The sequence below is a fragment of the Aliivibrio sp. EL58 genome (assembly GCF_900312675.1).
GTDB lineage: Bacteria > Pseudomonadota > Gammaproteobacteria > Enterobacterales > Vibrionaceae > Aliivibrio.
In genome coordinates, this window is record NZ_OMPC01000008.1 from 181,247 (window position 1) to 203,194 (window position 21,948).

Genomic DNA, 21,948 nt, shown 5'->3' on the forward strand with positions numbered 1-21,948 from the left:
GTAATTGTAATTTTATTTAGCTATTAGTCTTTAGCTTATGACTAAATGCTCTGAAGTTAAACAACATTGATACGTTTTTGTGCTTATTTTTTCTCTAAACGATCAGAGATCATATGTAGGGCACCATCAATGTCATCACTATCCAGCCAAGTTAGTTCTTTCCAGCTACGTAGCCAGGTGATTTGTCGCTTGGCTAATTGACGAGTAGCGCACACGCCGCGGAAAATCGCGTCATCTAATGTACCCTCCCCATCAAAATAGTCCCACATTTGTCGATAACCTACGCAACGAATAGAAGGAAGGTCAGCATGAAGATCATCGCGCTCATACAAGGTACGAGCCTCTGCTTCAAAACCGGCGTCCATCATCATCTTGAAACGCAGTTCAATTCGACGGTGAATTTCCGCTCTCTCTTTCGGTGCTATCGCAAATTGATGCACTTCATAAGGTAGAGGATCACCTTTAATCTGGGTTAATTCTGTTAAAGTTTTACCCGAAATTCGAAATACTTCCAACGCTCGGGAAAGTCGTTGTGGATCATTTGGATGAATTCTCTCTGCCGATACAGGATCAATTGTTTTTAATTGATCATGCATTGCTTCCCATCCAAATTGCACCGCTTCTTGCTCAATTTGAGCTCTAATATCAGCATCCGCTGCTGGTAATGGTGAAAGACCTTCAAGTAGCGCTTTGTAGTACAACATGGTACCACCAACCAATAAAGGTATCTTTCCTTGAGCAACAATGTCATCCATTTCTTTCAGGGCATCACGACGAAAGTCAGCCACTGAATAGCTCTCTTTTGGGTCAAGAATATCAATAAGACGATGAGGAGCCTGTAAAAGTTCCTCTTCATTTGGTTTTGCCGTACCAATATCCATTCCCTTATAGATAAGGGCTGAGTCTACGCTTATCAACTCTACAGGAAAACGTTTTCGCAATTCAATTGCTAAGTTTGTCTTTCCTGATGCTGTTGGTCCCATCAAAAAGATGGCTTGAGGTAATGCTTTATTCATGACTAAATGCTTGTACCGCTTGAGTAATATCGATATTTTTTAACAGTTTTTTATTAAACTTGGGTAGTTCACTTCCCCATAACTGTTCTAATTCCATCACTAGCTGTATCGCCTGAGCGGTACTGTAACTGGCTTCTTCATGCTGAATTTGATGAGAAAGCCAAATTATCACCTGTTCAAGTGATGGGTTAATGCTATCTAGATACCTTAACAGATTCGGGATCAATTGTTGTAAATTCTGCTGTCTAATCGGCTGACAAACCGCCATAACGATTATATTTGTCTTGTTTTTTACTTTAAGATCAATACCAAGAGGTTTCAAGAATAAAGCATAATCCAATACTTTATTACAAATTTCTTCTTCTATACCAATCGAGATAGGTATTAATAACGGTTGAGCCTTCAAAGGTTCAAAATGAACACTGTTTAACTGGCCATAACTTTTTACAAATTCAGCATATCGCAAGTCCAATAATTGCAATTGCCCATCTTGCTGTAGCAAGGCAAAGACCTTCTCAACAATCGTTAATACTTTACCAAGAGGGGCCGCTTCATTTGAAGTAGCCGAAACCATAGGTACACACTTCTCAACAATCTCTGGCACAACTTGATTTAAGCGAGCTTCTTTTACCTGATTATATAACGAAGCTTTGCTTTCATTAGCAGGGCTTAATAATGCCTTATACGTGTTCAGCTCTTTTTGAGAAGGCTTATTAGAAACCCAAGAATCTGAGGGGGCTTTATTTGGATAACTTGGTGTCGAATCTACCGCCTTTCTTAATTGTTCCGTCTTATCAATACTCTCTTGATACGGTTGACGAACGTACTCTTTCATTGGCGGAAAATACGTTTCTTTGTTGTTAGGTATAACGATTTCAGATTCGACTTCATGGTCATGAGTCAATTCACTCATTGGCATATTCGACAAGCTTGCACTTTGCTGTAATGCACCATAAATCGCTTGATAGATAAAATCATGCACTAAGCGAGCTTGATGAAAACGCACTTCATGTTTTGCAGGATGAACATTCACATCGACATCATGAGGACTAATCTCAATAAATAGAATATATGCCGCATATTGATTGGCTAGTAGAGACGATTCATAACCTTGTCGAATAGCATGATTGATTAACTTATCTTTCATCATACGGCCATTCACATAACAGTATTGGATATCACCTTGTGCTCGCGCCCCTTCTGGTGCAGAAATCCAACCATGAAATTTAAGTTCACCATGCTCCAGTTCAACTTCTAATGCATGCTGTAGAAAATTAGAACCACATACCGCAGCAAGGCGCTTTTCAACTTGAACTTTCGTTTGAGCCGCTCGATATTGACGAATTTGTTTGCCGTTATGACGCAGATTGATCGTAATATCCAATCGACTCAAGGCTATTCGCTTTAATAGCTCATCAATATGAGTGAATTCCGTTTTTTCTGTTCGGAGGAATTTTCGACGAGCTGGAGTATTAAAGAAAAGATCAACCACATCGATAGTCGTACCAATTGGGTGAGCTGCTGGTTTTAACTTTACCGTCATATCTCGACCTTCAGCATACGCTGACCATGCTTCTTCTTGAGCAACGGTTCGAGAGGTTAACGTTAGGCGAGAAACTGAGCTGATCGAAGCAAGCGCTTCACCACGAAAACCAAGACTAACAATGGCTTCTAGATCATCAAGAGTGGTTATTTTTGAGGTCGCATGTCGACTTAAAGCGAGGGTTAATTCATCTTTTGCGATACCAAACCCGTTATCACGGATACGAATTAACTTACTGCCGCCTTTTTCAATCTCAATATCGATGCGAGTCGCCCCCGCATCGATACTGTTTTCGACAAGCTCTTTTACAACAGAAGCAGGGCGCTCTACAACCTCACCCGCCGCAATTTGGTTGGCTAATCGAGCTGGTAAGATTTGAATTGGCATAACCCTGTCCTTTAACTGGTTGGTATAACGAGTACCTGTCCGATTGCCAATTCATCTGAACGTAATTTATTGGCCTTTCTAAGACTGGATACAGACACTCCATATTTAGTCGCAATTTTACCTAAGAACTCACCACGTTTCACCGTATGTTTCTTAACTGGCGCAACAATACTCACTTTCAATTTTTGACCGACAAATAAGGTATCTGACTTCAATCTATTTAATGAGCGAATGCTACTGGTTGATACTTTATACCTAGATGCAATTTTTCCTAAGTATTCACCAGAACGTACTTTATGAGTAATAATCGTACGAGCTTGCGTTGAACTTGATGTTGTCGCTTTTGATGTCGTCGCTTTCGGAGCAACATACACAGGTTTATTACTTGGAATTATCAGTACTTGCCCTACCGCTAAACCAGTACTCTTAAGCTTATTGGCACTTTTTAGCTTGGCCGTCGTGGTGCCGTACTTTTTCGCGATAACTGACAGTGATTCACCAGAGCGTACTTTGTGTTTCTGCTCCTGTCCTTTTGCTGCCAGCAAAGTACCTTGCGGAGGGTTATCTTTAAAGTAACGAGTAATAGCCCTTGAGATCGCTCGAGCAATCTTATCCTGATGAGCACGCTGGAACAGTTGCTTCTCTTCAGTAGGGTTCGACATAAAACCCGTTTCAATTAAGATTGATGGAATATCTGGTGATTTCAAGACAGCCAAACTCGCATGTGCAGGTTTAGATTTATGCAGTTTAATCACTTTACCCATTTCAGAAAGTACATTAACCGCTAATTTATAGCCTTCTTCCGTTGAGTTTTGAAACTGCATATCTAAAATAGTTTGGCTTACGTTTCTGTCTTTATTATTTTTAGATAGCACATCTCCTGCGCCTCCTAAAAGCTCTGATTGCTTCTCATGTTTCTCTACCCAGCGACCAATTTCGGTATTTGCACGACGTGTATTTAACACAAAAACAGAACCACCTCGTGGCTTTGGAGAGCTAAAACTATCGGCATGGATCGACACTAAAAAGTGAGCTCTATTTTTTCTCGCTAATTCAGTTCGTTGGTTTAAATTAACAAAGTAATCACCGCTACGAGTAAGTATTGCTCTCATGCCCGGTTGAGCATTAATTTGCGCGACCACTTTCTTTGATATAGCGAGAGTTGCATGCTTCTCATATTTTCTTGTCGGTCCAATAGAACCAGGATCTTCCCCACCATGTCCAGCATCAATGGCAATAATAATCTCACCACTTCCAATAATTTGATTGGCTTGGGAATTAATAATTGGTTTTGAAGAAGCGGTAGGTTTACTTTGAACTGGTTTTGAATTTCCTTTAGATTTATGAGGTAAATCCATTACTAAACGGTGTCCATACTGGCCACCAGGAGTTGGTGCTAATTTAAAAATCTCTGCTGTAACGGAATGTTTTAATTCAAAAACAAGTCGAGTCGTCCCTTTTGATGGCGCAGAGCTCTTTCTTATTTTTGATAACACCTTACTATCACTAACGGTAAGTGGTAGTTTTGCTTTTACATTGGTATTTTTAAGATCAACCACTAAACGATAAGGGCTACTAAGCGTAAAATAGCTATAGTTAGCTTCTGAGTTTAGATCTATAACTATGCGAGTTTCATCTGGCGATGGCCAAACTCGAATTCCCTCGAGGGTATTAGCAGACACAAAAAAGCTACTTGTTGATAAAACAACAAATAGCGCATACCAAATAACTCTAAAATATTTACCGATTAACACAAATCCAACCGCTGTACTAAACCACATCCATACTCATTATTACCCGTGATCACAACATGACGAGCTTCACCATCATAGCGAATATCAATATCAATATCAGGACTTGGTAATAACCCTTCCCCTCTTTCTGGCCACTCAACTAAACAAATTGCATCATCAGTAAAGTAATCACGGATCCCCATAAACTCGAGTTCTTCAGGATCAGCCAAACGATACAGATCAAAATGATACACTTGCCATTTATCCAATTCATAAGGTTCAACTAAGGTATATGTTGGGCTTTTTACATTACCAACATGACCTAATGAACGAATAAAGCCTCGACTAAAGGTTGTTTTACCAGCGCCAAGATCACCATGTAAATAGATGGTGGTTTGTTGAGTACAAGCTTGAGAGAGCTGTCTACCAAATTCAACCGTGTCGTCTTCAGTAGCTAAATTAAATTCAAAGCGTTCCATTATTCACTAATTTCACTATTTTAATTGTCTAAATTGATGGACTTGGTATCAGATTCACAATTTATTTGCTGAATATTTACACACAAGTTCGCATAGGTTGCGTTGATTCAATGTCTTTTGAGTTCATTGAAGTACGTCTTATCAATCCTATATGATAAACTTTTACTCATAATACTGTAATAAAAAAATGTACTCTCTCTGTGAATATCGATTATCAAGCACTCGCAAATAACATCAAACTATGGGCACAAGAACTCGGCTTTCAAAAAGTTGGGATCTGTGACGTTGATTTATCTCAGCACGAAGCCGCTTTAGAGCAATGGCTTGATGCCGGCTATCATGGCTCTATGGACTGGATGGCTCGTCATGGCGTCATGAGAGCAAGACCCGATGAACTTCATCCTGGCACCATTAGAGTCATCAGTGCCCGTATGGATTATTTACCTCCTCAAGCGGGTTTTGCAAGCAATTTAAGCGATCCTACACAAGCTTATATCAGTCGATATGCGCTCGGTCGTGATTACCACAAACTCATTCGTAACCAACTTAAAAAACTAGGTCAAAAAATCGAGGCTGAAGTTGAGCAACTTGGTTATCGTCCCTTTGTTGATTCTGCACCAATCTTAGAGAGGCCTTTAGCAGAAAAAGCGGGGCTTGGTTGGACCGGAAAACATTCGCTTCTACTTGATAAGGACGCAGGGTCTTGGTTTTTCTTAGGCGAGCTCTTAGTTGATATCCCACTGCCGGTTGATTCCCCTGTTGAGAACCAATGTGGTAAATGCACCGCCTGTGTCACATCATGCCCGACAAATGCGATATTAGAAAATGGAGTGATTGACGCCCGTCGTTGTATTTCTTACTTAACCATAGAAAACAGCGAGGTTATTCCTGAAGAGTTTCGTTCATTGATGGGCAATCGAATTTATGGCTGTGATGACTGCCAACTCGTTTGTCCTTGGAACCGTGAAGCCGATATAACACAACAAAATGATTTTCATCGTAGAGAGTCTCTAGACAACGCTAACTTACTCTCTCTTTTTGCATGGGATGAACCTACCTTTTTAAAAAATATGGAAGGCTCTGCAATCCGTCGTATTGGTCATTACCAATGGCTGCGTAACATCGCAATCGCAATGGGTAATGCGCCACACTCTGAAATGATCATAGCAGCATTACATGAGCGCCTTGGGCTTAATGACAATCTCGATATTCACCTTCTTTGGGCAATAGAGCAACAGCAGTCTCAACAAGTAAATACAAATAGAAAAGAACAACGTCTCATCCGAATTATCGAAAAAGGCTTACCTAGAGATGCATAAATGACTCATGAAGCCTTATGCTGCGGTTCATTAAGTCAATAAAGTTGAAGTGTATCGAAAAAATGTGGAAAAGATTATTAGACAGGGTAAACAATAGGAATAATCGAAAAGTTAAACACAAGACAGGAATATGATTAGGATCAAAGAAGTCAAGCAAAAAGATCTTTTAAATCACCAAGAATAATGCATGTAAAACAATAATTACTTATTTATCATAAAGATACAGTTACACCAAAATATCTTCGATCATAAAATAGAAATAAGATCTTTATTTAAACTCTTTTTTGGAAGGCAATTTCCAAACAACTAACAGAGTTATCCACAAAAACTAATATGTGGATAACTCTGTTAGTTATATGGTAATTAACAGATATAACTGTTCCTCTGCGGCTGTATCTAATTAAAGAGACAATAATATATGCAGATAAATAGACGGTTCGATTCTTTAATTTATAGGAATCAGAATATTCTAAAGAGCAGGGATTTTTTCGTGGGGTTAATGCTTCACAGCATTAATTTTAAAGAAAATAAAAGCGCTGAATATAATTCAGCGCTTTTATTTTGTTTGGAGCGACACACGAGGCTCGAACTCGTGACCTCAACCTTGGCAAGGTTGCGCTCTACCAGCTGAGCTAGTGTCGCATGATCAACGCTTAATAAAGCATTCAATCTAAATGTGGTTGCGGGAGCAGGATTTGAACCTACGACCTTCGGGTTATGAGCCCGACGAGCTACCAAGCTGCTCCATCCCGCGTCCGGATGCATTRTTTAAGACAATGAGACTATAAACCAAAYTCTCTTTTCGAGAAGAACCATCAGGCTCTTAAAGAGAAAWTGGAGCGACACACGAGGCTCGAACTCGTGACCTCAACCTTGGCAAGGTTGCGCTCTACCAGCTGAGCTAGTGTCGCATGATCAACGCTTATAAAGCATTCAATCTAAATGTGGTTGCGGGAGCAGGATTTGAACCTACGACCTTCGGGTTATGAGCCCGACGAGCTACCAAGCTGCTCCATCCCGCGTCCGGATGCATTGTTTAAGACAATGAGACTATAAACCAAACTCTCTTTTCKAGAAGAACCATYAGGCTCTTAAAGAGAAATTGGAGCGACACACGAGGCTCGAACTCGTGACCTCAACCTTGGCAAGGTTGCGCTCTACCAGCTGAGCTAGTGTCGCATGATCAACGCTTATAAAGCATTCAATCTAAATRTGGTTGCGGGAGCAGGATTTGAACCTACGACCTTCGGGTTATGAGCCCGACGAGCTACCAAGCTGCTCCATCCCGCGTCCGGATGCATTGTTTAAGACAATGAGACTATAAACCAAATTCTCTTTTCGAGAAGAACCATCAGGCTCTTAAAGAGAAAATGGAGCGACACACGAGGCTCGAACTCGTGACCTCAACCTTGGCAAGGTTGCGCTCTACCAGCTGAGCTAGTGTCGCATACTGATATTCTGATAAGGAGTAGCTCCTCGTTCAGAGGCTGCGAATTATACGAGTAAAACGTGATGATGCAAGCGGATTTTGAAAAAAAACTAAAAAATCTTTAAAATCCGCCACTTTCGCTCAACAATTCATCTAAAAGAACTAGATTGTGAAAATATGTTGACGATAATACTTCAATTCAGCGATCGACTCTCTAATATCATCCAATGCTAAATGAGTACCTGACTTTTCAAAACCGTCTAATACTTCAGGCTTCCAACGGCGAGTTAACTCTTTAATTGTACTTACATCCACATAACGGTAATGAAAATACTCTTCCAGCTTAGGCATATGTTTGTATAAGAAACGACGATCTTGTCCGATGCTGTTACCACAAATTGGTGACACACCTTTTGGTACCCATTGTTCAAGAAAAGCAATCGTCTCTTCAATCGCTGCCGCTTCATTATATTTACTTGCTTCTACACGAGCGACTAATCCACTGTTAGTATGTGTATTTGTGCACCAGTCATCCATCTTAGCCAATTCTTCTTCTGGCTGATGAATAGCAATAACAGGCCCTTCTGCTAAAATATTTAGCTGAGCATCAGTTACAATGGATGCGATTTCGATGATTTTATGTGTTTCAGGATCCAGTCCTGTCATCTCCAAATCAACCCAAATCAGGTTTTGATCATTAATTGCCATAGAGAATTGCCTATTTTGTAACTAAAAAGGGTATGATACTCGGGCCGATTTATCTTTCAACATAAAACTGAAAGCCAACCTTACAAGTGAAATAATTTCGTGGCAAAGAAAAAAAAGCTAACTAAAGGCCAAGTACGCCGAGTACGTTCTAATCAAAGCAAACGTATAGAAAAAATAAAAACCACTATCGAGTGGGATGAATCCTCGTTAGAAGCAGCTAAAGAAGGGTTAGTAATTACTCGCTTTGGTCAACATGCGGATATCGAAGATCCAGAAAGCAAAGAGATACATCGTTGTAATTTACGTCGAGGTATTGAAAGCTTAGTCTCAGGCGATCGTGTTATTTGGCGTCCAGGTACCGAAGTACTTGCAGGGATCTCTGGTGTTGTTGAAGCCGTTAAGCCACGTACATCTATGTTAACTCGACCTGATTATTACGATGGCATTAAGCCGGTTGCAGCCAACGTTGACCAAATGGTCATTGTCTCTTCTATCCTTCCTGAGTTGTCATTAAATATTATTGACCGCTACCTTATTGCTTCAGAGACACTAAAAATAAAACCACTTATCGTTTTAAATAAAGTGGATTTACTTTCTGAAAAAGAGTTCTCTGATGTAAAGCAGCTGCTTAGCTTATATGAAGACATCGGCTATAAAGTTCGATACGTCAGTAAAGAGTCGGGCTACGGTGTAGAAGAGCTTGAAGCAGAGCTAAGAGACCATATCAATATTTTTGTTGGTCAATCAGGTGTGGGTAAATCAAGTTTAGTGAATGCGTTAATGCCTGAATTAGAAATAATGGAAGGTCTTGTTTCTGAAAACTCCGGACTTGGGCAGCACACAACAACCGCTGCACGTTTATACCATTTCCCTCGTGGCGGCGATCTTATTGATTCCCCTGGCGTTCGAGAGTTTGGCTTATGGCACTTAGAAAAAGATGAAGTAACAGCTTCTTTTGTTGAATTTAAAGACTTCTTAGGCGGTTGCAAATTTAGAGACTGTACGCATAAAGATGACCCAGGCTGTATTCTTCAAGAAGCGGTATCAAACGGAAAAATAGCTAAACTTCGCTTTGAAAGTTACCACCGAATTATTGAAAGTATGTCTGAGAATAAGGCTAATCGCCAATTTTCTCGTAGTAAAAAAGCGGATTAATAAACCATGTTAATATGTGGTAATATCTATCTTAAGTGATAACTAGTAGGCAAATAACGTGTCAGATAATTTAAAAATTGGGTTACAGTATTTAACCCCAAAACATGCACTTACTCGTTTGGCTGGCAAATTAGCATCAGCAAAAATGGGTTGGTTAACAACAGCGGTAATTAAGTGGTTCATCAAACAATATAAAGTTGATATGAACGAAGCTAAAAACCCAAATCCAGAAGCATATTCTACGTTCAACAACTTTTTTGTTCGCGAATTAGAAGATGGCGCTCGCCCAATTGATGACGATGTGAATGTTATTTCTCATCCAGCTGATGCATGCGTAAGCCAATTTGGCCCGATTACTGATGGTCAATTAGTTCAAGCTAAAGGTCATGTATATTCAGCTCAAGAGCTGCTTGGTGGCGATGAAGATTTAGCTGAAGAATTTATGGGTGGCGAATTCGCAACTCTATATTTATCACCACGCGACTACCACCGTGTACACATGCCTTGCGATGCTACATTACGTAAGATGGTTTACGTTCCTGGTGATCTTTTCTCTGTTAATCCATTAACAGCAGAAAATGTACCAAACCTATTTGCACGTAACGAACGTGTGGTCTGTATTTTTGATACTGAATTTGGCCCAATGGCTCAAGTTCTTGTTGGTGCAACTATCGTTGGTAGTATTGAAACAACATGGGCTGATACAGTAACGCCACCGACAGGACCAGCAGTTAAGACATGGCACTACCCATTAACCGGTGATGATGTCATTCGCTTTAAGAAAGGCGAAGAAATGGGTCGCTTTAAATTGGGCTCAACGGTTATTAATTTATTTGCACCAAACTCAGTGAAGTTTGATGCATCAATGGAAAACGGAGCTCCAACTCGTATGGGTACTCCATTTGCGCATATCGTAAAATAATTAAATCCATTAATAAATCATAAAATAGCGAACCTTGTGTTCGCTATTTTTTTATCTATTTTATTCTTTAGTTGAACAATAGCCCAGTTCAGATAATCTGGAGGGATGGACAATTACAATCAACGGAATGATTAATGGGATATGAATGGTTAGCACTTGGCGCTGCTTGTTTATGGGCACTATCAAGTATGATATCTGTCGCTCCTGCTCGCCACCTTGGTGCATTCGCTTATAGCCGCTGGCGCATGGGCTGCGTAACAATAATGCTCTCCACGCTCGCTTGGTTTACAGGCGGCTGGCTCTCTATTGATTCTTCTCACCTTTATCCAATGATGCTTTCAGGTTTGATAGGCATTTTCATTGGCGATACCGCCTTATTTGCCTGCTTTAATCGCATGGGACCTAGACAAGCTGGGTTACTCTTCTCATGCCACGCTCTATTTTCGGCTATCCTTGGTTACTGGCTATTTAATGAAACCTTACAAGGTTGGGAGCTAGCTGGTGCTATTTCTGTTTTCTCAGGCGTCTCTATTGCCATTTTCTTTGGTAAAAAAACAGATAATCAAGGGACATGGGAAGAAGTCAGAGGCAATATTTGGATAGCCATATTTTTAGGGCTACTTGCTGCTTTTTGCCAAGCTCTTGGAGGGGTAATAGCAAAACCGGTGATGTTAACCAGTGCTGATCCTATTGCTGCATCAGCGATTCGAATGGCGTCAGCATTTGGTGCTCATAGTTTACTAAGAATGACTAATGTCCCTCTGGCACGCCCAATTACTCCTATTAACTTACGCATTCTTGGTATTGTGGCACTAAACGGATTTCTTGCGATGACCGTCGGCATGACCTTAATCTTATATGCTCTACAAAAAGGCAATGTAGGTATGGTCGCCCTACTCTCTTCAACGACTCCCATCATGATCTTGCCTTTACTGTGGCTATATACAAAAAAAGCACCTAACCGTTTTGCTTGGTTAGGTGCTTTTTTAGCGGTCATTGGTACCGGATTAATCGTCAGCTAATGAACGATCCAAATAACTAGGCTCTATCAAAAGGAAAAGCCATCACTTGATCGATGTGCTTTTCTCCCATTGCCAACATAATAAGACGATCAATCCCTAGAGCAACGCCTGCGCAATCAGGAAACCCTGCTTCTAATGCGGCAATCAAATGATAATCAATCGGCTGTTCAATTAAGCCCATTGATTTACGTTTCGCATTGTCATCTTTAAAGCGAGCAAGCTGTTCTTTGGCATTATCTAGCTCATGAAAACCATTCGCTAGTTCAATCCCTTTAAAGTACACCTCAAAACGTTCAGCCACGCGCGGATCCGTCGGATTAATCTTAGCAAGAGCCGCTTGAGACGCCGGAAAATCATAAACAAAAGCAGGAACGTCTAAACCAATCTTCTCTTCTACGCCCATACTGAATAATAACTGCAATAATGTATCTCTATCTTCTTCAATGTCTGCAATATCTGATAGTCCCAACGGAGCTGCAACTGCTCTTAATTCATCCATAGAAGCCTCTAATGGGCAAACTCCAAGCACCTTAATAAAGGCGTCTTGATATGTCATGCGTTCAGAATCATTGCACTTTAGCACTAACATCAGCAGTTCATTCATTTCATCCATCAGTTGATGATGATCGAACATTGGTTGGTACCATTCCAGCATCGTAAATTCAGGGTTATGAAAACGCCCCGCTTCTTCATTACGAAATGCCTTATTAATTTGGTAAATCGCACCACTTCCTGCCGCTAATAATCGCTTCATATGAAACTCAGGGCTGGTCATAAAATATAAGTGAGCGCCATCAGCATAACCAGGCCCAACAAAATCCGTTTGGAAAGTATGAAGATGCACGTCCGTCACAGTGGCATGGCTCATTGCAGGGGTATCCACTTCCATCACTTTTCGCTCAGAAAAGAACAAACGAATCGAAGCAAGAATATCAGCGCGTTGGTGTAATTGTTCAATTGATGCACTAGGCATCCAAGATTGGCTAGTCATAATTTTATACATTAGAAAAACTTATCCAAAATGATACCTGATAACCCATTTTAAGGTTACCTATTTTTTAACTTTATAAATACCCTTACCCATCAAGGGGATACGAAGCCGATAAGAATCATTATCACTTATAAAGCAACAACTTACCTACAACCACTGGCGAATATTAACAGCTTTAACTAGTTGACGGAGATCACATTATTCATAACAAACCACCCCATTAGTGGTACTTGCACGACAAAACTTTATCCATATCAATTTTTATTACAAAAGCTCACATAGAATAGGCATCAGAATTTTTAAGTTTTATTTGCTCTTTATTTGTCACACGAGCAGGCTAGATTCTCATAATTAATCACATTTAGGTGGTTAATTTAATTTTTTATCTTTTATCCCGGAGAATAACTGTGAAAACGATAACCACAGATATTGCAGTGATCGGCGCGGGCGGTGCAGGTCTACGTACTGCCATTGCAGCAGCAGAAGCTAACCCAGAGCTAGAAATTGCTCTAATCTCAAAAGTTTACCCAATGCGTTCGCACACTGTTGCCGCAGAAGGTGGGTCAGCAGCCGTGACCAAGGAAGAAGATACACTAGACAATCACTTCAACGATACTGTTGGTGGTGGTGATTGGCTGTGTGAACAGGATGTTGTTGAATACTTTGTAAAAAATGCATACCGCGAGATGACTCAACTAGAACAGTGGGGTTGTCCTTGGAGCCGTAAAGAAAATGGCGAAGTAAACGTTCGTCGTTTTGGTGGTATGAAAGTTGAACGTACGTGGTTTGCAGCCGATAAAACGGGCTTCCACATGCTTCACACCCTATTCCAAACTTCAATGAAGTACCCTCAAATCAATCGTTTCGACGAGTACTTTGTTGTTGATATTTTAGTTGAAGATGGTCAAGTTCAAGGTCTGATTGCTATTCATATGGCTGAAGGCGAACTTATCTGTATTAAAGCAAAATCTGTTGTTCTTGCAACGGGTGGCGCAGGTCGTGTTTACCACTGTAATACCAATGGCGGTATCGTTACTGGTGATGGTATGGCAATGGCATTCCGTCACGGTGTACCTCTACGTGATATGGAATTCGTACAATATCACCCAACAGGTTTACCAGGTACTGGCATCTTGATGACTGAAGGTTGTCGTGGTGAAGGCGGTATCATGGTTAATAAAAATGGTTACCGTTACCTACAAGATTACGGTATGGGCCCAGAAACGCCTATCGGTGAGCCAAAGAACAAATACATGGAACTGGGTCCTCGTGACAAAGTTTCTCAAGCATTCTGGCATGAACTGCAAAAAGGCAACACTATCAAGCACCCTCTTGGTGATGTAGTGCATTTGGATCTTCGTCATCTAGGTGAAGAGTACCTAAATGAGCGCCTACCGTTTATCTGTGAACTTTCAAAAGCTTACGTTAACGTTGACCCAGCAAAAGAGCCAATTCCAATTCGTCCAACGGTTCACTACACCATGGGTGGTATTGAAACTGATAAGAACAACGAAACAAACATCAAAGGCCTATTTGCTGTTGGTGAATGTTCTTCTGTTGGTCTTCACGGTGCAAACCGTCTAGGTTCAAACTCGCTTGCTGAATTAGTCGTATTTGGTCGTCTTGCTGGTGAAAAAGCGGCTGAGCGTGCTGCTGAATTTACGGCTTGGAACGACGATGCAATCAAAGCACAAATTGAAGAAGTTCAAGGTCGCATTGATGCACTATTAGCTCAAGAAGGCGATGAAAACTGGTCTGATATCCGTACTGAAATGGGTCACTCAATGGAAGCTGGTTGTGGTATCTACCGTAAAGAGCATGAAATGCAAGATACGGTTGATAAACTGGCTGAGCTGAAAAAACGTTACAAAAACATCAGCATCAAAGACAAAGGAAAAGTGTTCAACACTGACCTATTGTACGCAATCGAAGTTGGTTACGGCCTTGAAGTTGCAGAAACAATGGCTCACTCTGCGATTCTACGTAAAGAGTCTCGTGGTGCACACCAACGTCTAGATGAAGGTTGTACTGAACGTGATGATGTGAACTTCCTAAAACACTCATTAGCGTATTACAACAAAGATGCAGCGCCGACGATTAAATACAGCGATGTAACTATCACTAAATCTCAACCAAAAGCTCGCCTATACGGTGAAGCAGCAGAAAAAGCAGCAGCGGCAGAAGCTGAAGCAGCTAAGATCCCAGAGGAGCAAGCATAATGACAGCTGGTAAGAGAGTTCAAAAAGTAAACATTATGCGTTACGATCCAATGGTAGATGAGAAACCTTATCTACAAGCATTCGACGTGCCTTGTGATGATACAACTTCTGTTCTGGATGCAATTGGTTACATCAAAGATAACCTAGACAAAAACCTATCTTACCGTTGGTCTTGTCGTATGGCGATCTGTGGCTCTTGCGGCATGATGGTAAACAACGTACCTAAGCTTGCTTGTAAAGCGTTCTTACGTGATTACCCGAATGGCTTAACACTAGAACCATTAGCAAACTTCCCTATCGAGAAAGACTTAATTGTTGATATGACACCGTTCATCGAACGCCTAGAAGCAATCAAGCCTTATATTCTTGGTAACGACCGTACTCCAGATCAAGGTCCTAACACTCAGACTCCTGAGCAAATGGCAAAATACAAGCAGTTCGCTGGTTGTATCAACTGTGGTCTATGTTATGCAGCGTGTCCTCAATTCGGTCTAAACCCTGAATTCATCGGTCCTGCAGCACTGACTCTTGCACACCGTTACAACCTTGATAGCCGTGATAACGGTTCTGCTGAACGTATGAAGCTTATCAATGGCGACAATGGCGCATGGGGCTGTACGTTTGTAGGTTACTGTTCTGAAGTATGTCCAAAACACGTTGACCCTGCAGCAGCAGTTAACCAAGGTAAGATCGCATCGTCTCAAGACTTTGTTATCGCAATGCTTAAACCACAGGAGGCATAAGGATGAGCAACCGTAAACCTTACGTTCGCGAAATGACACGTACTTGGTGGAAAGATCACCCTTTCTACCGCTTCTACATGGTTCGTGAAGCAACAATTTTACCGCTAATTTTCTTTACTATCTGCCTGCTTGTTGGTCTAGGTAGTTTAGTAAAAGGTCCACTAGCTTGGGCTTCTTGGTTAGATTTCATGGCAAACCCAATCGTGGTTGCTCTGAACATTGTTGCTTTAGCGGGTAGCTTATTCCATGCTCAAACTTTCTTTAGCATGATGCCGCAAGTAATGCCTATTCGTATCAGTGGTAAAACACTAGATAAGAAAGTCGTTGTTCTTGCACAATGGGCAGCTGTTGCTGCAATCACATTACTTGTACTGGTTATCGTTTAAGGAGAATAATTGTGGTAAATCTTAATCCAAAGCGTTCTGACGAACCAGTATGGTGGGGCTTATTCGGTGCCGGTGGTACTTGGTTTGCAATGCTAACACCTGTAACTATCTTAGTTCTTGGTATTTTAGTTCCACTAGGTGTGATTGGTCCTGAATCAATGAACTACCTACGTGTTGCTGGCTTTGTTACTAGCATCATTGGTGCATTATTTGTTATCGGTTCTATCTCTATGCCTATGTGGCATGCGATGCACCGTTTACATCACGGTATGCACGACCTGAAATTCCATACAGGTACAGCAGGTAAAATTGCTTGCTACACAACAGCGGCGCTATTTACTGTGCTTTCTGTTGTATTCATCTTTATGATCTAATCTAAAGTTGAAGCAATAAAAAAGGTTGGCTCTGATGCCAACCTTTTTTGTATCTACGATACCCATAATCCCAATCCCATTAATTATCTAATAGTGTAGATAATAAAAAAGGCCACCGAAGTGACCTTTTGTATAAAGCTAATCTCAATATACATCGAAATTACTTAACACGACCTACGTATTCGCCTGTACGTGTATCAACTTTAACTACTTCACCGATAGCGATGAATAGTGGAACACGAACAACAGCACCTGTTGCTAGTGTTGCTGGTTTACCACCAGTACCTTGAGTATCACCTTTCAGACCTGGGTCTGTTTCAGTCACTTCAATCTCAACAAAGTTTGGCGGTGTCACTGTAATTGGATTATCATTCCAAAGAGTCACAGTACATGTGTTGTTTTCTACTAGCCATTTAGCCGTATCACCAACCGATTTAGCATCAGCAGCGATTTGCTCAAAGCTTACGCTGTTCATGAAATGGAAGAATTCGCCATCGCTGTACAAGTAGTCAAGTTCTACGTCGACAACATCAGCAAGCTCAAAGCTTTCACCTGATTTAAATGTTTTTTCTAGTGTTTTACCAGAAAGCAATTTGCGAAGTTTTACACGGTTGAATGCTTGGCCTTTACCAGGTTTAACATATTCATTGTCGATAATTGAGCATGGCTCGTTATCAAACATAAATTTCAAACCGCCTTTGAATTCATTGGTACTTACTGACGCCATGATTTCCTCTTAACATCGTTGAGTTATAAATAATGTCACACATAATAACCCGAAATGACGCTCCTGTTGAGCAAAACTGGCTCAAAGAGATCTCAAATGCGATCTCAGATCCTCATCAACTGCTTTCAACTCTAGGGATTGATAGCTCTCCGTGGGAGAAAGGATTAGAAGCGAAAAAGTTATTTGCGTTACGTGTGCCGACAAGTTTTGTCGATCGAATGGAGTTTGGCAACCCTTTTGATCCTTTATTACGTCAAGTATTGCCTTTAGATCAAGAATTCGAAGTACATGACGGATATTCGAACGATCCTCTCGATGAGCAAGACAACGAACAACCTGGATTACTGCATAAATACAAAAACCGTGTTTTGCTAATATTGAAAGGAGGCTGCGCTGTAAATTGCCGTTATTGCTTCCGTCGTCATTTTCCTTATCAAGATAACAAAGGCAGTAAGTCCATCTGGCAAAAATCCATTGATTATATTGCTGAACATCCAGAATTAAATGAAGTGATTCTTTCTGGTGGTGATCCACTAATGGCAAAAGATCATGAGATTGATTGGTTAATTCAACACTTAGAAGCCGTTCCTCATATTAAACGACTGCGTATTCATAGCCGTTTACCTGTGGTGATCCCCAACCGCATAACGGATACTCTATGTCAGCTATTCAAACAAACACAACTGCAAATTATTATGGTCACTCATATTAATCATGCTAATGAAATCAGTGTTGAGCTCGAAAATAAAATGACTCAGCTAAAACAAGCTAACGTCACTCTATTAAATCAAAGTGTCTTACTCAAAGACGTCAACGATACAACAAAAGCGTTAACAGATTTAAGCGAAGCCTTATTCGATGCAGGCATCCTACCTTATTACCTTCACGTGTTAGATAAAGTGCAAGGGGCGGCTCATTTCTTTGTCTCAGATAAAGAAGCAAAGCGATTAATCGGAGAGTTAATTGAAAACGTTTCAGGTTATCTAGTGCCTACTTTAGCGCGAGAGGTGGGAGGAAGAAAAAGCAAAACCCCACTCGATCTGTATTTAGAGTAAAAAAACATCTCAATTCAACTAAATTAAAAAATACCTCATTTTTCAAACATAAAAAAACCGAAGCCTAAACTTCGGTTTTTCTTTTATAGCATTGGTCTATTCTAAATTAGAATAACTCTTCTGCTACTTTATAAAGTTCTAGTTTCTCTGGACGACGCATGTTTTCGATTGCATCGATGATATCGTGGTGAACAAGCTGTTCATTTTGAATACCAACACAACGACCACCATGACCTTCAACAAGCAGTTTAACGCCGTAGTTACCCATACGAGATGCTAAGATACGGTCAAACGCACCAGGTTGGCCGCCACGTTGAATATGACCAAGAACTGTTGCACGAGTCTCACGACCTGTTTCTGCTTCAATTTCTTTTGCTAATGCGTTCGTATCTGTCATTAACTCAGTAATCGCGATAATTGCGTGTTTCTTACCTTTCGCAATACCATCTTGAATGTTTTGAATTAACGCTTCTTTGTTTAGGCCAGTCTCTGGAGTAATTACGTACTCACAACCACCTGCAATTGCAGCCATTAATGTTAGATCGCCACAGTGACGACCCATAACTTCTACAATAGAAATACGTTGGTGAGAAGAAGACGTATCACGTAAGCGGTCAATTGCATCAATAACAGTGTTTAATGCCGTTAAGTAACCGATCGTGTAATCCGTACCTGCGATATCATTATCGATAGTACCTGGAAGACCGATACATGGGTAACCCATTTCAGTTAGCTTCTTAGCACCCATGTAAGAACCATCACCACCGATAACGATTAACGCATCAATGTCGTGTTTCTTAAGGTTTTCAATCGCTTTTTCACGAACTGCTACTTCTTTAAATTCAGGAAAACGTGCTGAACCTAGGAATGTACCGCCGCGGTTGATCATATCAGATACGCTATGGCGCTCTAATTTCTCGATACGATCTTCAACAAGACCTAAGTAGCCATCATGAATACCAAATACTTCTAGGCCTTCGGTTAATGCTGTACGAACAACACCACGAACTGCCGCATTCATACCTGGCGCATCGCCACCACTTGTTAAAACACCAATCTTCTTGACCATGGTTACCCTCTAATATGGTTGGGAATTTCAATTTCAATTTCTAATACAGCAAGTAAACTCCCTAATCTACTCACCATTAATAATCTGTAATTTTTTTTCTTATGTAAGAGTATTACCAGTTTACTGAAAAAGTTCGTTGATTCACATCAGAATCAATCACGACTATTTCATTTTTCTGTTACCAAAAAACAATAACTGCTAATAATACTACTAATTCTTACTGAAACTGTGTTTGCTCTCTGTCTGAGTCTAGCACAACTGAAAGTGGGTCTTGATGAATTATAATATCAGAATGTGGGAAAACTGTTAAAAGTTCATCTTCCACTTTATCCGCAATTCGATGCGCTTCAACTAATGGCATCTGATCTGGCAGCTCTAAATGCAATTGAATAAATCGGGTTGGGCCAGCTAAACGAGTTCGTAAGTCATGGATACCTTTAACACCATCGACACGACAGCACGCTTCTCTTATCTGCTCTAATTCTTCCTTTGGCAGTTGTCTATCAAGTAACAATTGGATTGCTTCATACGCCATTTTAAAGGCGCTAATTAAGATATACACCCCAATGACTAGAGCGAAAATAGCATCCGCTTGATGCCAACCATACCAGCTTAACCCAAGTGCTAACATAATAGCCGCATTCATAAATAAATCGGTTTTGTAGTGTAATGAATCAGCAGCAATGGCTTGGCTTCCGGTTTGTTTAACGACCCATTGTTGAACCATTACCAAACCAAAAGTTAATACAATCGCAAAACCACTAACATAAACCCCTAATTCAGGAGAAACAACATCTTGAGGGCGGAAAAAACGCTCAACCCCATTCAATAATAAGAAACAGGCAGAGCCAGAAATAAACATCGCCTGAGCTAATGCCGCTAACGACTCCGCTTTACCATGACCGAAACTATGCTCTTCATCGGCAGGTTGTAATGCGTAGCGCACCACCAAAAGATTGGTAATAGATGCCCCCATATCAAGCAGAGAATCAACTAATGACGCCAATAAACTTACAGAGCCGGTTACCCACCAAGTTCCTAATTTGAACAACATTAAAATTGTCGCAACAATGGTTGCAAGCCATGCAGCCATGGTGACTAAAGACGCATATCGTTGGGTCATCTTTTTTCCAATACTTAAAAAATCAGTCCTTAGTATAAAGCCTTAATCTAATGATCGTTATTCCATTTATTAATATATTTACAACAAAAAAAGTATAAACGAAAAAGCGGGCCTCTATTTATCATAAAGGCCCGCTTTCATTTACTACAGATACTTAAGATTATTTAGCGCAATCTGCGATGTATTTATCTTGGTTTGCTTTAAATTCTGCTTTTTGATCTGGAGTTAGAATATTCATCATTTCATGACGTTTCTTCATCATCTCAACACGGCGATCAATTTGACGCTGTGACATTTTTTCAGCCAAATCTCGTACCGCTTGCTCATCAAAGTTATCAGCTAACATTAAGTTTTGCATTGCTTCATGATCCGCTTTCATCTCAGCTGTTGGTTGACGTTTTTGACCTTTTTTCGCTTTCATTTCAGCTTTACGAGCGTCACGCATTTCATCGAATTGGTCTTCTTGAGCATCAGTAAGATCTAAATCTTTAAACGCTTTTTTATTGGCTTTCATCATGCATTTGCCACCGTGCATGCCTTCGCCTTTCATTCCGCCTTCATGATGGCTTCCACCTGCAGCAAACGCTGATGCAGAAGCTAAAGAAAGAGGAAGAACAACTGCGCCTAAAACCATTTTTTTAATCATGTTCATTGTGTTATCTCCGTTACAGAAAATTTATTTCAATCAAAGGCAGCTCGTTGCTGCTTGGTATGGGATAAGAATAGCTCAGTCAACGTAAATGTGTGTATTTTGAGCGTAAAGCAACGTAAAGGTCATTATCAAGGTTGGTATTCATTCGTTTATTTGGCGATACTATATTCAGAAAATATTACGCAGGTAAATGAGAATGGCAAAAATTTTATTGGTTGATGACGACGTCGAGCTAACCGCATTATTAAAAGATATCCTAAGTCTAGAGGGCTATCATGTTGTAGAAGCAAATAATGGTATTGAAGGCCTTGAAGCGGTTACCGATGATTTGGATCTTATCCTGCTTGATATCATGATGCCAAAAATGAATGGCATGGACATGCTACGAAAGCTACGTGAAACCAATGAAACGCCGGTACTAATGCTAACAGCAAAAGGCGAAGAGATTGACCGCGTCATTGGTTTAGAGCTCGGTGCAGACGACTATCTACCAAAGCCTTTCAGTGATAGAGAGTTACTGGCGCGTATTCGTGCCATTTTGCGCCGAACACAAAGTAAAACCAAAGAGAGCAGTAGTAGCAGTATTAAATATCAAGGAATTGAAATATTCGTAGGCAAACAAGAGGCCTACAACCATGGTGAATTACTGGATTTAACCGGCACAGAGTTTGGATTATTATCTCAATTTATTCAAAAACCTGGTGAGATCATCTCTAAAGAAGAACTCAGCCTAGAAGTACTTGGTAAACGACTTGCTCCTTTTGATCGCGCTATTGATATGCACGTATCAAATCTACGTAAAAAACTGCCTCCTTTATCAGAAGGAAAGCCTCGAATTAAAACCTTACGTGGCCGCGGCTATCTGTTTGTTGAGGAATAATCCTTGTTTAACAAGA

Annotated in this window: 20 protein-coding genes and 7 tRNA genes; 10 read left to right on the forward strand and 17 right to left on the reverse strand. The window is 40.6% G+C overall.

Features of this window, described 5'->3' with window-relative positions; all coding sequences use genetic code 11:
• Positions 1–83: 83 nt before the first annotated feature.
• From miaA to tsaE, 4 genes are read right to left on the reverse strand one after another with little or no spacing between them, the layout of a single operon-like run.
• Positions 84–1,016: a tRNA (adenosine(37)-N6)-dimethylallyltransferase MiaA gene (gene miaA, locus ED622_RS10210; RefSeq protein ID WP_122033772.1), complete on the reverse strand. Its 933-nt coding sequence runs from the start codon at positions 1,014–1,016 to the stop codon at positions 84–86.
• Entirely contained in the window at positions 1,009–2,946 is a 1,938-nt protein-coding gene (mutL, locus tag ED622_RS10215; RefSeq protein WP_122033773.1) for a DNA mismatch repair endonuclease MutL, read from the reverse strand. Before mutL ends, miaA begins: the two co-directional genes overlap by 8 nt.
• 11 nt (positions 2,947–2,957) lie before the next feature.
• The gene (locus tag ED622_RS10220; protein ID WP_122033854.1) at positions 2,958–4,700 is read right to left on the reverse strand and encodes a LysM peptidoglycan-binding domain-containing protein; all 1,743 of its coding nucleotides are present in this window, start codon (positions 4,698–4,700) and stop codon (positions 2,958–2,960) included.
• The gene (gene tsaE / locus ED622_RS10225) at positions 4,694–5,158 is read right to left on the reverse strand and encodes a tRNA (adenosine(37)-N6)-threonylcarbamoyltransferase complex ATPase subunit type 1 TsaE (protein ID WP_122033774.1); all 465 of its coding nucleotides are present in this window, start codon (positions 5,156–5,158) and stop codon (positions 4,694–4,696) included. Before tsaE ends, ED622_RS10220 begins: the two co-directional genes overlap by 7 nt.
• Before the next feature lie 206 nt (positions 5,159–5,364).
• Between tsaE and queG the strand changes: the two genes are divergently transcribed.
• The gene (gene queG / locus ED622_RS10230) at positions 5,365–6,477 is read left to right on the forward strand and encodes a tRNA epoxyqueuosine(34) reductase QueG (protein WP_162922508.1); all 1,113 of its coding nucleotides are present in this window, start codon (positions 5,365–5,367) and stop codon (positions 6,475–6,477) included.
• A gap of 566 nt (positions 6,478–7,043) precedes the next feature.
• Here queG and ED622_RS10235 read toward each other — a convergent pair.
• From ED622_RS10235 to orn, 8 genes are all read right to left on the reverse strand, one after another.
• A tRNA-Gly gene (locus tag ED622_RS10235) sits at positions 7,044–7,119 on the reverse strand.
• Between the two features lie 35 nt (positions 7,120–7,154).
• Positions 7,155–7,231 (reverse strand) — tRNA-Met (locus tag ED622_RS10240).
• An 81-nt stretch (positions 7,232–7,312) separates the two neighbouring features.
• Positions 7,313–7,388, reverse strand: a tRNA-Gly gene (locus ED622_RS10245).
• A gap of 34 nt (positions 7,389–7,422) precedes the next feature.
• A tRNA-Met gene (locus ED622_RS10250) sits at positions 7,423–7,499 on the reverse strand.
• Positions 7,500–7,580: 81 nt separating this feature from the next.
• Positions 7,581–7,656: transfer RNA gene (locus ED622_RS10255), tRNA-Gly, on the reverse strand.
• A 34-nt stretch (positions 7,657–7,690) separates the two neighbouring features.
• Positions 7,691–7,767, reverse strand: a tRNA-Met gene (locus ED622_RS10260).
• An 81-nt stretch (positions 7,768–7,848) separates the two neighbouring features.
• Positions 7,849–7,924 (reverse strand) — tRNA-Gly (locus tag ED622_RS10265).
• A gap of 144 nt (positions 7,925–8,068) precedes the next feature.
• The gene (gene orn / locus ED622_RS10270) at positions 8,069–8,614 is read right to left on the reverse strand and encodes an oligoribonuclease (RefSeq protein ID WP_122033776.1); all 546 of its coding nucleotides are present in this window, start codon (positions 8,612–8,614) and stop codon (positions 8,069–8,071) included.
• A 99-nt stretch (positions 8,615–8,713) separates the two neighbouring features.
• Here orn and rsgA point away from each other — a divergent pair, with 99 nt between their 5' ends.
• The 3 genes from rsgA (at position 8,714) to ED622_RS10285 (ending at position 11,713) form a co-directional block, all read left to right on the forward strand.
• Complete coding sequence (gene rsgA, locus ED622_RS10275; protein ID WP_122033777.1) at positions 8,714–9,769, forward strand: small ribosomal subunit biogenesis GTPase RsgA; 1,056 nt, start codon at positions 8,714–8,716, stop codon at positions 9,767–9,769.
• Positions 9,770–9,827: 58 nt separating this feature from the next.
• Complete coding sequence (gene asd, locus ED622_RS10280; RefSeq protein ID WP_122033778.1) at positions 9,828–10,691, forward strand: archaetidylserine decarboxylase; 864 nt, start codon at positions 9,828–9,830, stop codon at positions 10,689–10,691.
• Positions 10,692–10,825: 134 nt separating this feature from the next.
• Entirely contained in the window at positions 10,826–11,713 is an 888-nt protein-coding gene (locus ED622_RS10285; RefSeq protein ID WP_122033779.1) for a DMT family transporter, read from the forward strand.
• Between the two features lie 16 nt (positions 11,714–11,729).
• On the opposite strand, the gene epmA is transcribed toward ED622_RS10285, so the two are convergent.
• Entirely contained in the window at positions 11,730–12,704 is a 975-nt protein-coding gene (gene epmA / locus ED622_RS10290) for an elongation factor P--(R)-beta-lysine ligase (RefSeq protein ID WP_162922501.1), read from the reverse strand.
• Positions 12,705–13,111: 407 nt separating this feature from the next.
• On the opposite strand from epmA, the gene frdA reads away from it, so the two are divergent.
• The 4 genes from frdA to frdD are packed head-to-tail and all read left to right on the forward strand — an operon-like array spanning position 13,112 to position 16,426.
• The gene (gene frdA / locus ED622_RS10295) at positions 13,112–14,923 is read left to right on the forward strand and encodes a fumarate reductase (quinol) flavoprotein subunit (RefSeq protein ID WP_122033781.1); all 1,812 of its coding nucleotides are present in this window, start codon (positions 13,112–13,114) and stop codon (positions 14,921–14,923) included.
• A complete protein-coding gene (locus ED622_RS10300; RefSeq protein ID WP_122033782.1) occupies positions 14,923–15,666 on the forward strand; it encodes a succinate dehydrogenase/fumarate reductase iron-sulfur subunit in 744 nt (247 codons plus the stop codon). The genes frdA and ED622_RS10300 overlap by 1 nt, the downstream gene beginning before the upstream one ends.
• A 2-nt stretch (positions 15,667–15,668) precedes the next feature.
• Positions 15,669–16,052 (forward strand): fumarate reductase subunit FrdC, encoded by a 384-nt coding sequence (gene frdC, locus ED622_RS10305; protein WP_045101069.1) that lies wholly within the window; start codon positions 15,669–15,671, stop codon positions 16,050–16,052.
• Between the two features lie 11 nt (positions 16,053–16,063).
• On the forward strand, positions 16,064–16,426 hold the full coding sequence (gene frdD / locus ED622_RS10310) for a fumarate reductase subunit FrdD (protein ID WP_162922502.1): 363 nt from the start codon (positions 16,064–16,066) through the stop codon (positions 16,424–16,426).
• Positions 16,427–16,586: 160 nt separating this feature from the next.
• On the opposite strand, the gene efp is transcribed toward frdD, so the two are convergent.
• Complete coding sequence (efp, locus tag ED622_RS10315; protein ID WP_122033784.1) at positions 16,587–17,153, reverse strand: elongation factor P; 567 nt, start codon at positions 17,151–17,153, stop codon at positions 16,587–16,589.
• A gap of 32 nt (positions 17,154–17,185) precedes the next feature.
• On the opposite strand from efp, the gene epmB reads away from it, so the two are divergent.
• Positions 17,186–18,208, forward strand: coding sequence for an EF-P beta-lysylation protein EpmB (gene epmB, locus ED622_RS10320; RefSeq protein ID WP_122033785.1), 1,023 nt, complete (start codon positions 17,186–17,188; stop codon positions 18,206–18,208).
• A gap of 106 nt (positions 18,209–18,314) precedes the next feature.
• On the opposite strand, the gene pfkA is transcribed toward epmB, so the two are convergent.
• The 3 genes from pfkA to ED622_RS10335 all read right to left on the reverse strand — a co-directional run bounded on the left by pfkA (position 18,315) and on the right by ED622_RS10335 (position 21,052).
• A complete protein-coding gene (gene pfkA, locus ED622_RS10325; RefSeq protein WP_122033786.1) occupies positions 18,315–19,277 on the reverse strand; it encodes a 6-phosphofructokinase in 963 nt (320 codons plus the stop codon).
• Between the two features lie 217 nt (positions 19,278–19,494).
• Positions 19,495–20,400 (reverse strand): CDF family cation-efflux transporter FieF, encoded by a 906-nt coding sequence (fieF, locus tag ED622_RS10330; protein ID WP_122033787.1) that lies wholly within the window; start codon positions 20,398–20,400, stop codon positions 19,495–19,497.
• A 160-nt stretch (positions 20,401–20,560) separates the two neighbouring features.
• Entirely contained in the window at positions 20,561–21,052 is a 492-nt protein-coding gene (locus ED622_RS10335) for a CpxP family protein (RefSeq protein WP_122033788.1), read from the reverse strand.
• 196 nt (positions 21,053–21,248) lie between these two features.
• On the opposite strand from ED622_RS10335, the gene ED622_RS10340 reads away from it, so the two are divergent.
• Entirely contained in the window at positions 21,249–21,932 is a 684-nt protein-coding gene (locus ED622_RS10340; protein WP_122033789.1) for a response regulator, read from the forward strand.
• Positions 21,933–21,948 lie beyond the last annotated feature (16 nt).

Bases quoted from the DNA above. Each gene is read 5' to 3' on its own strand.
- ED622_RS10335 (WP_122033788.1), bottom strand. From the start codon at position 21,052: ATGAACATGATTAAAAAAATGGTTTTAGGCGCAGTTGTTCTTCCTCTT.
- ED622_RS10340 (WP_122033789.1), top strand. From the start codon at position 21,249: ATGGCAAAAATTTTATTGGTTGATGACGACGTCGAGCTAACCGCATTA.
- fieF (WP_122033787.1), bottom strand. From the start codon at position 20,400: ATGACCCAACGATATGCGTCTTTAGTCACCATGGCTGCATGGCTTGCA.
- pfkA (WP_122033786.1), bottom strand. From the start codon at position 19,277: ATGGTCAAGAAGATTGGTGTTTTAACAAGTGGTGGCGATGCGCCAGGT.
- mutL (WP_122033773.1), bottom strand. From the start codon at position 2,946: ATGCCAATTCAAATCTTACCAGCTCGATTAGCCAACCAAATTGCGGCG.
- tsaE (WP_122033774.1), bottom strand. From the start codon at position 5,158: ATGGAACGCTTTGAATTTAATTTAGCTACTGAAGACGACACGGTTGAA.
- ED622_RS10300 (WP_122033782.1), top strand. From the start codon at position 14,923: ATGACAGCTGGTAAGAGAGTTCAAAAAGTAAACATTATGCGTTACGAT.
- miaA (WP_122033772.1), bottom strand. From the start codon at position 1,016: ATGAATAAAGCATTACCTCAAGCCATCTTTTTGATGGGACCAACAGCA.
- epmA (WP_162922501.1), bottom strand. From the start codon at position 12,704: ATGACTAGCCAATCTTGGATGCCTAGTGCATCAATTGAACAATTACAC.
- frdC (WP_045101069.1), top strand. From the start codon at position 15,669: ATGAGCAACCGTAAACCTTACGTTCGCGAAATGACACGTACTTGGTGG.
- orn (WP_122033776.1), bottom strand. From the start codon at position 8,614: ATGGCAATTAATGATCAAAACCTGATTTGGGTTGATTTGGAGATGACA.
- ED622_RS10285 (WP_122033779.1), top strand. From the start codon at position 10,826: ATGGGATATGAATGGTTAGCACTTGGCGCTGCTTGTTTATGGGCACTA.
- epmB (WP_122033785.1), top strand. From the start codon at position 17,186: ATGTCACACATAATAACCCGAAATGACGCTCCTGTTGAGCAAAACTGG.
- efp (WP_122033784.1), bottom strand. From the start codon at position 17,153: ATGGCGTCAGTAAGTACCAATGAATTCAAAGGCGGTTTGAAATTTATG.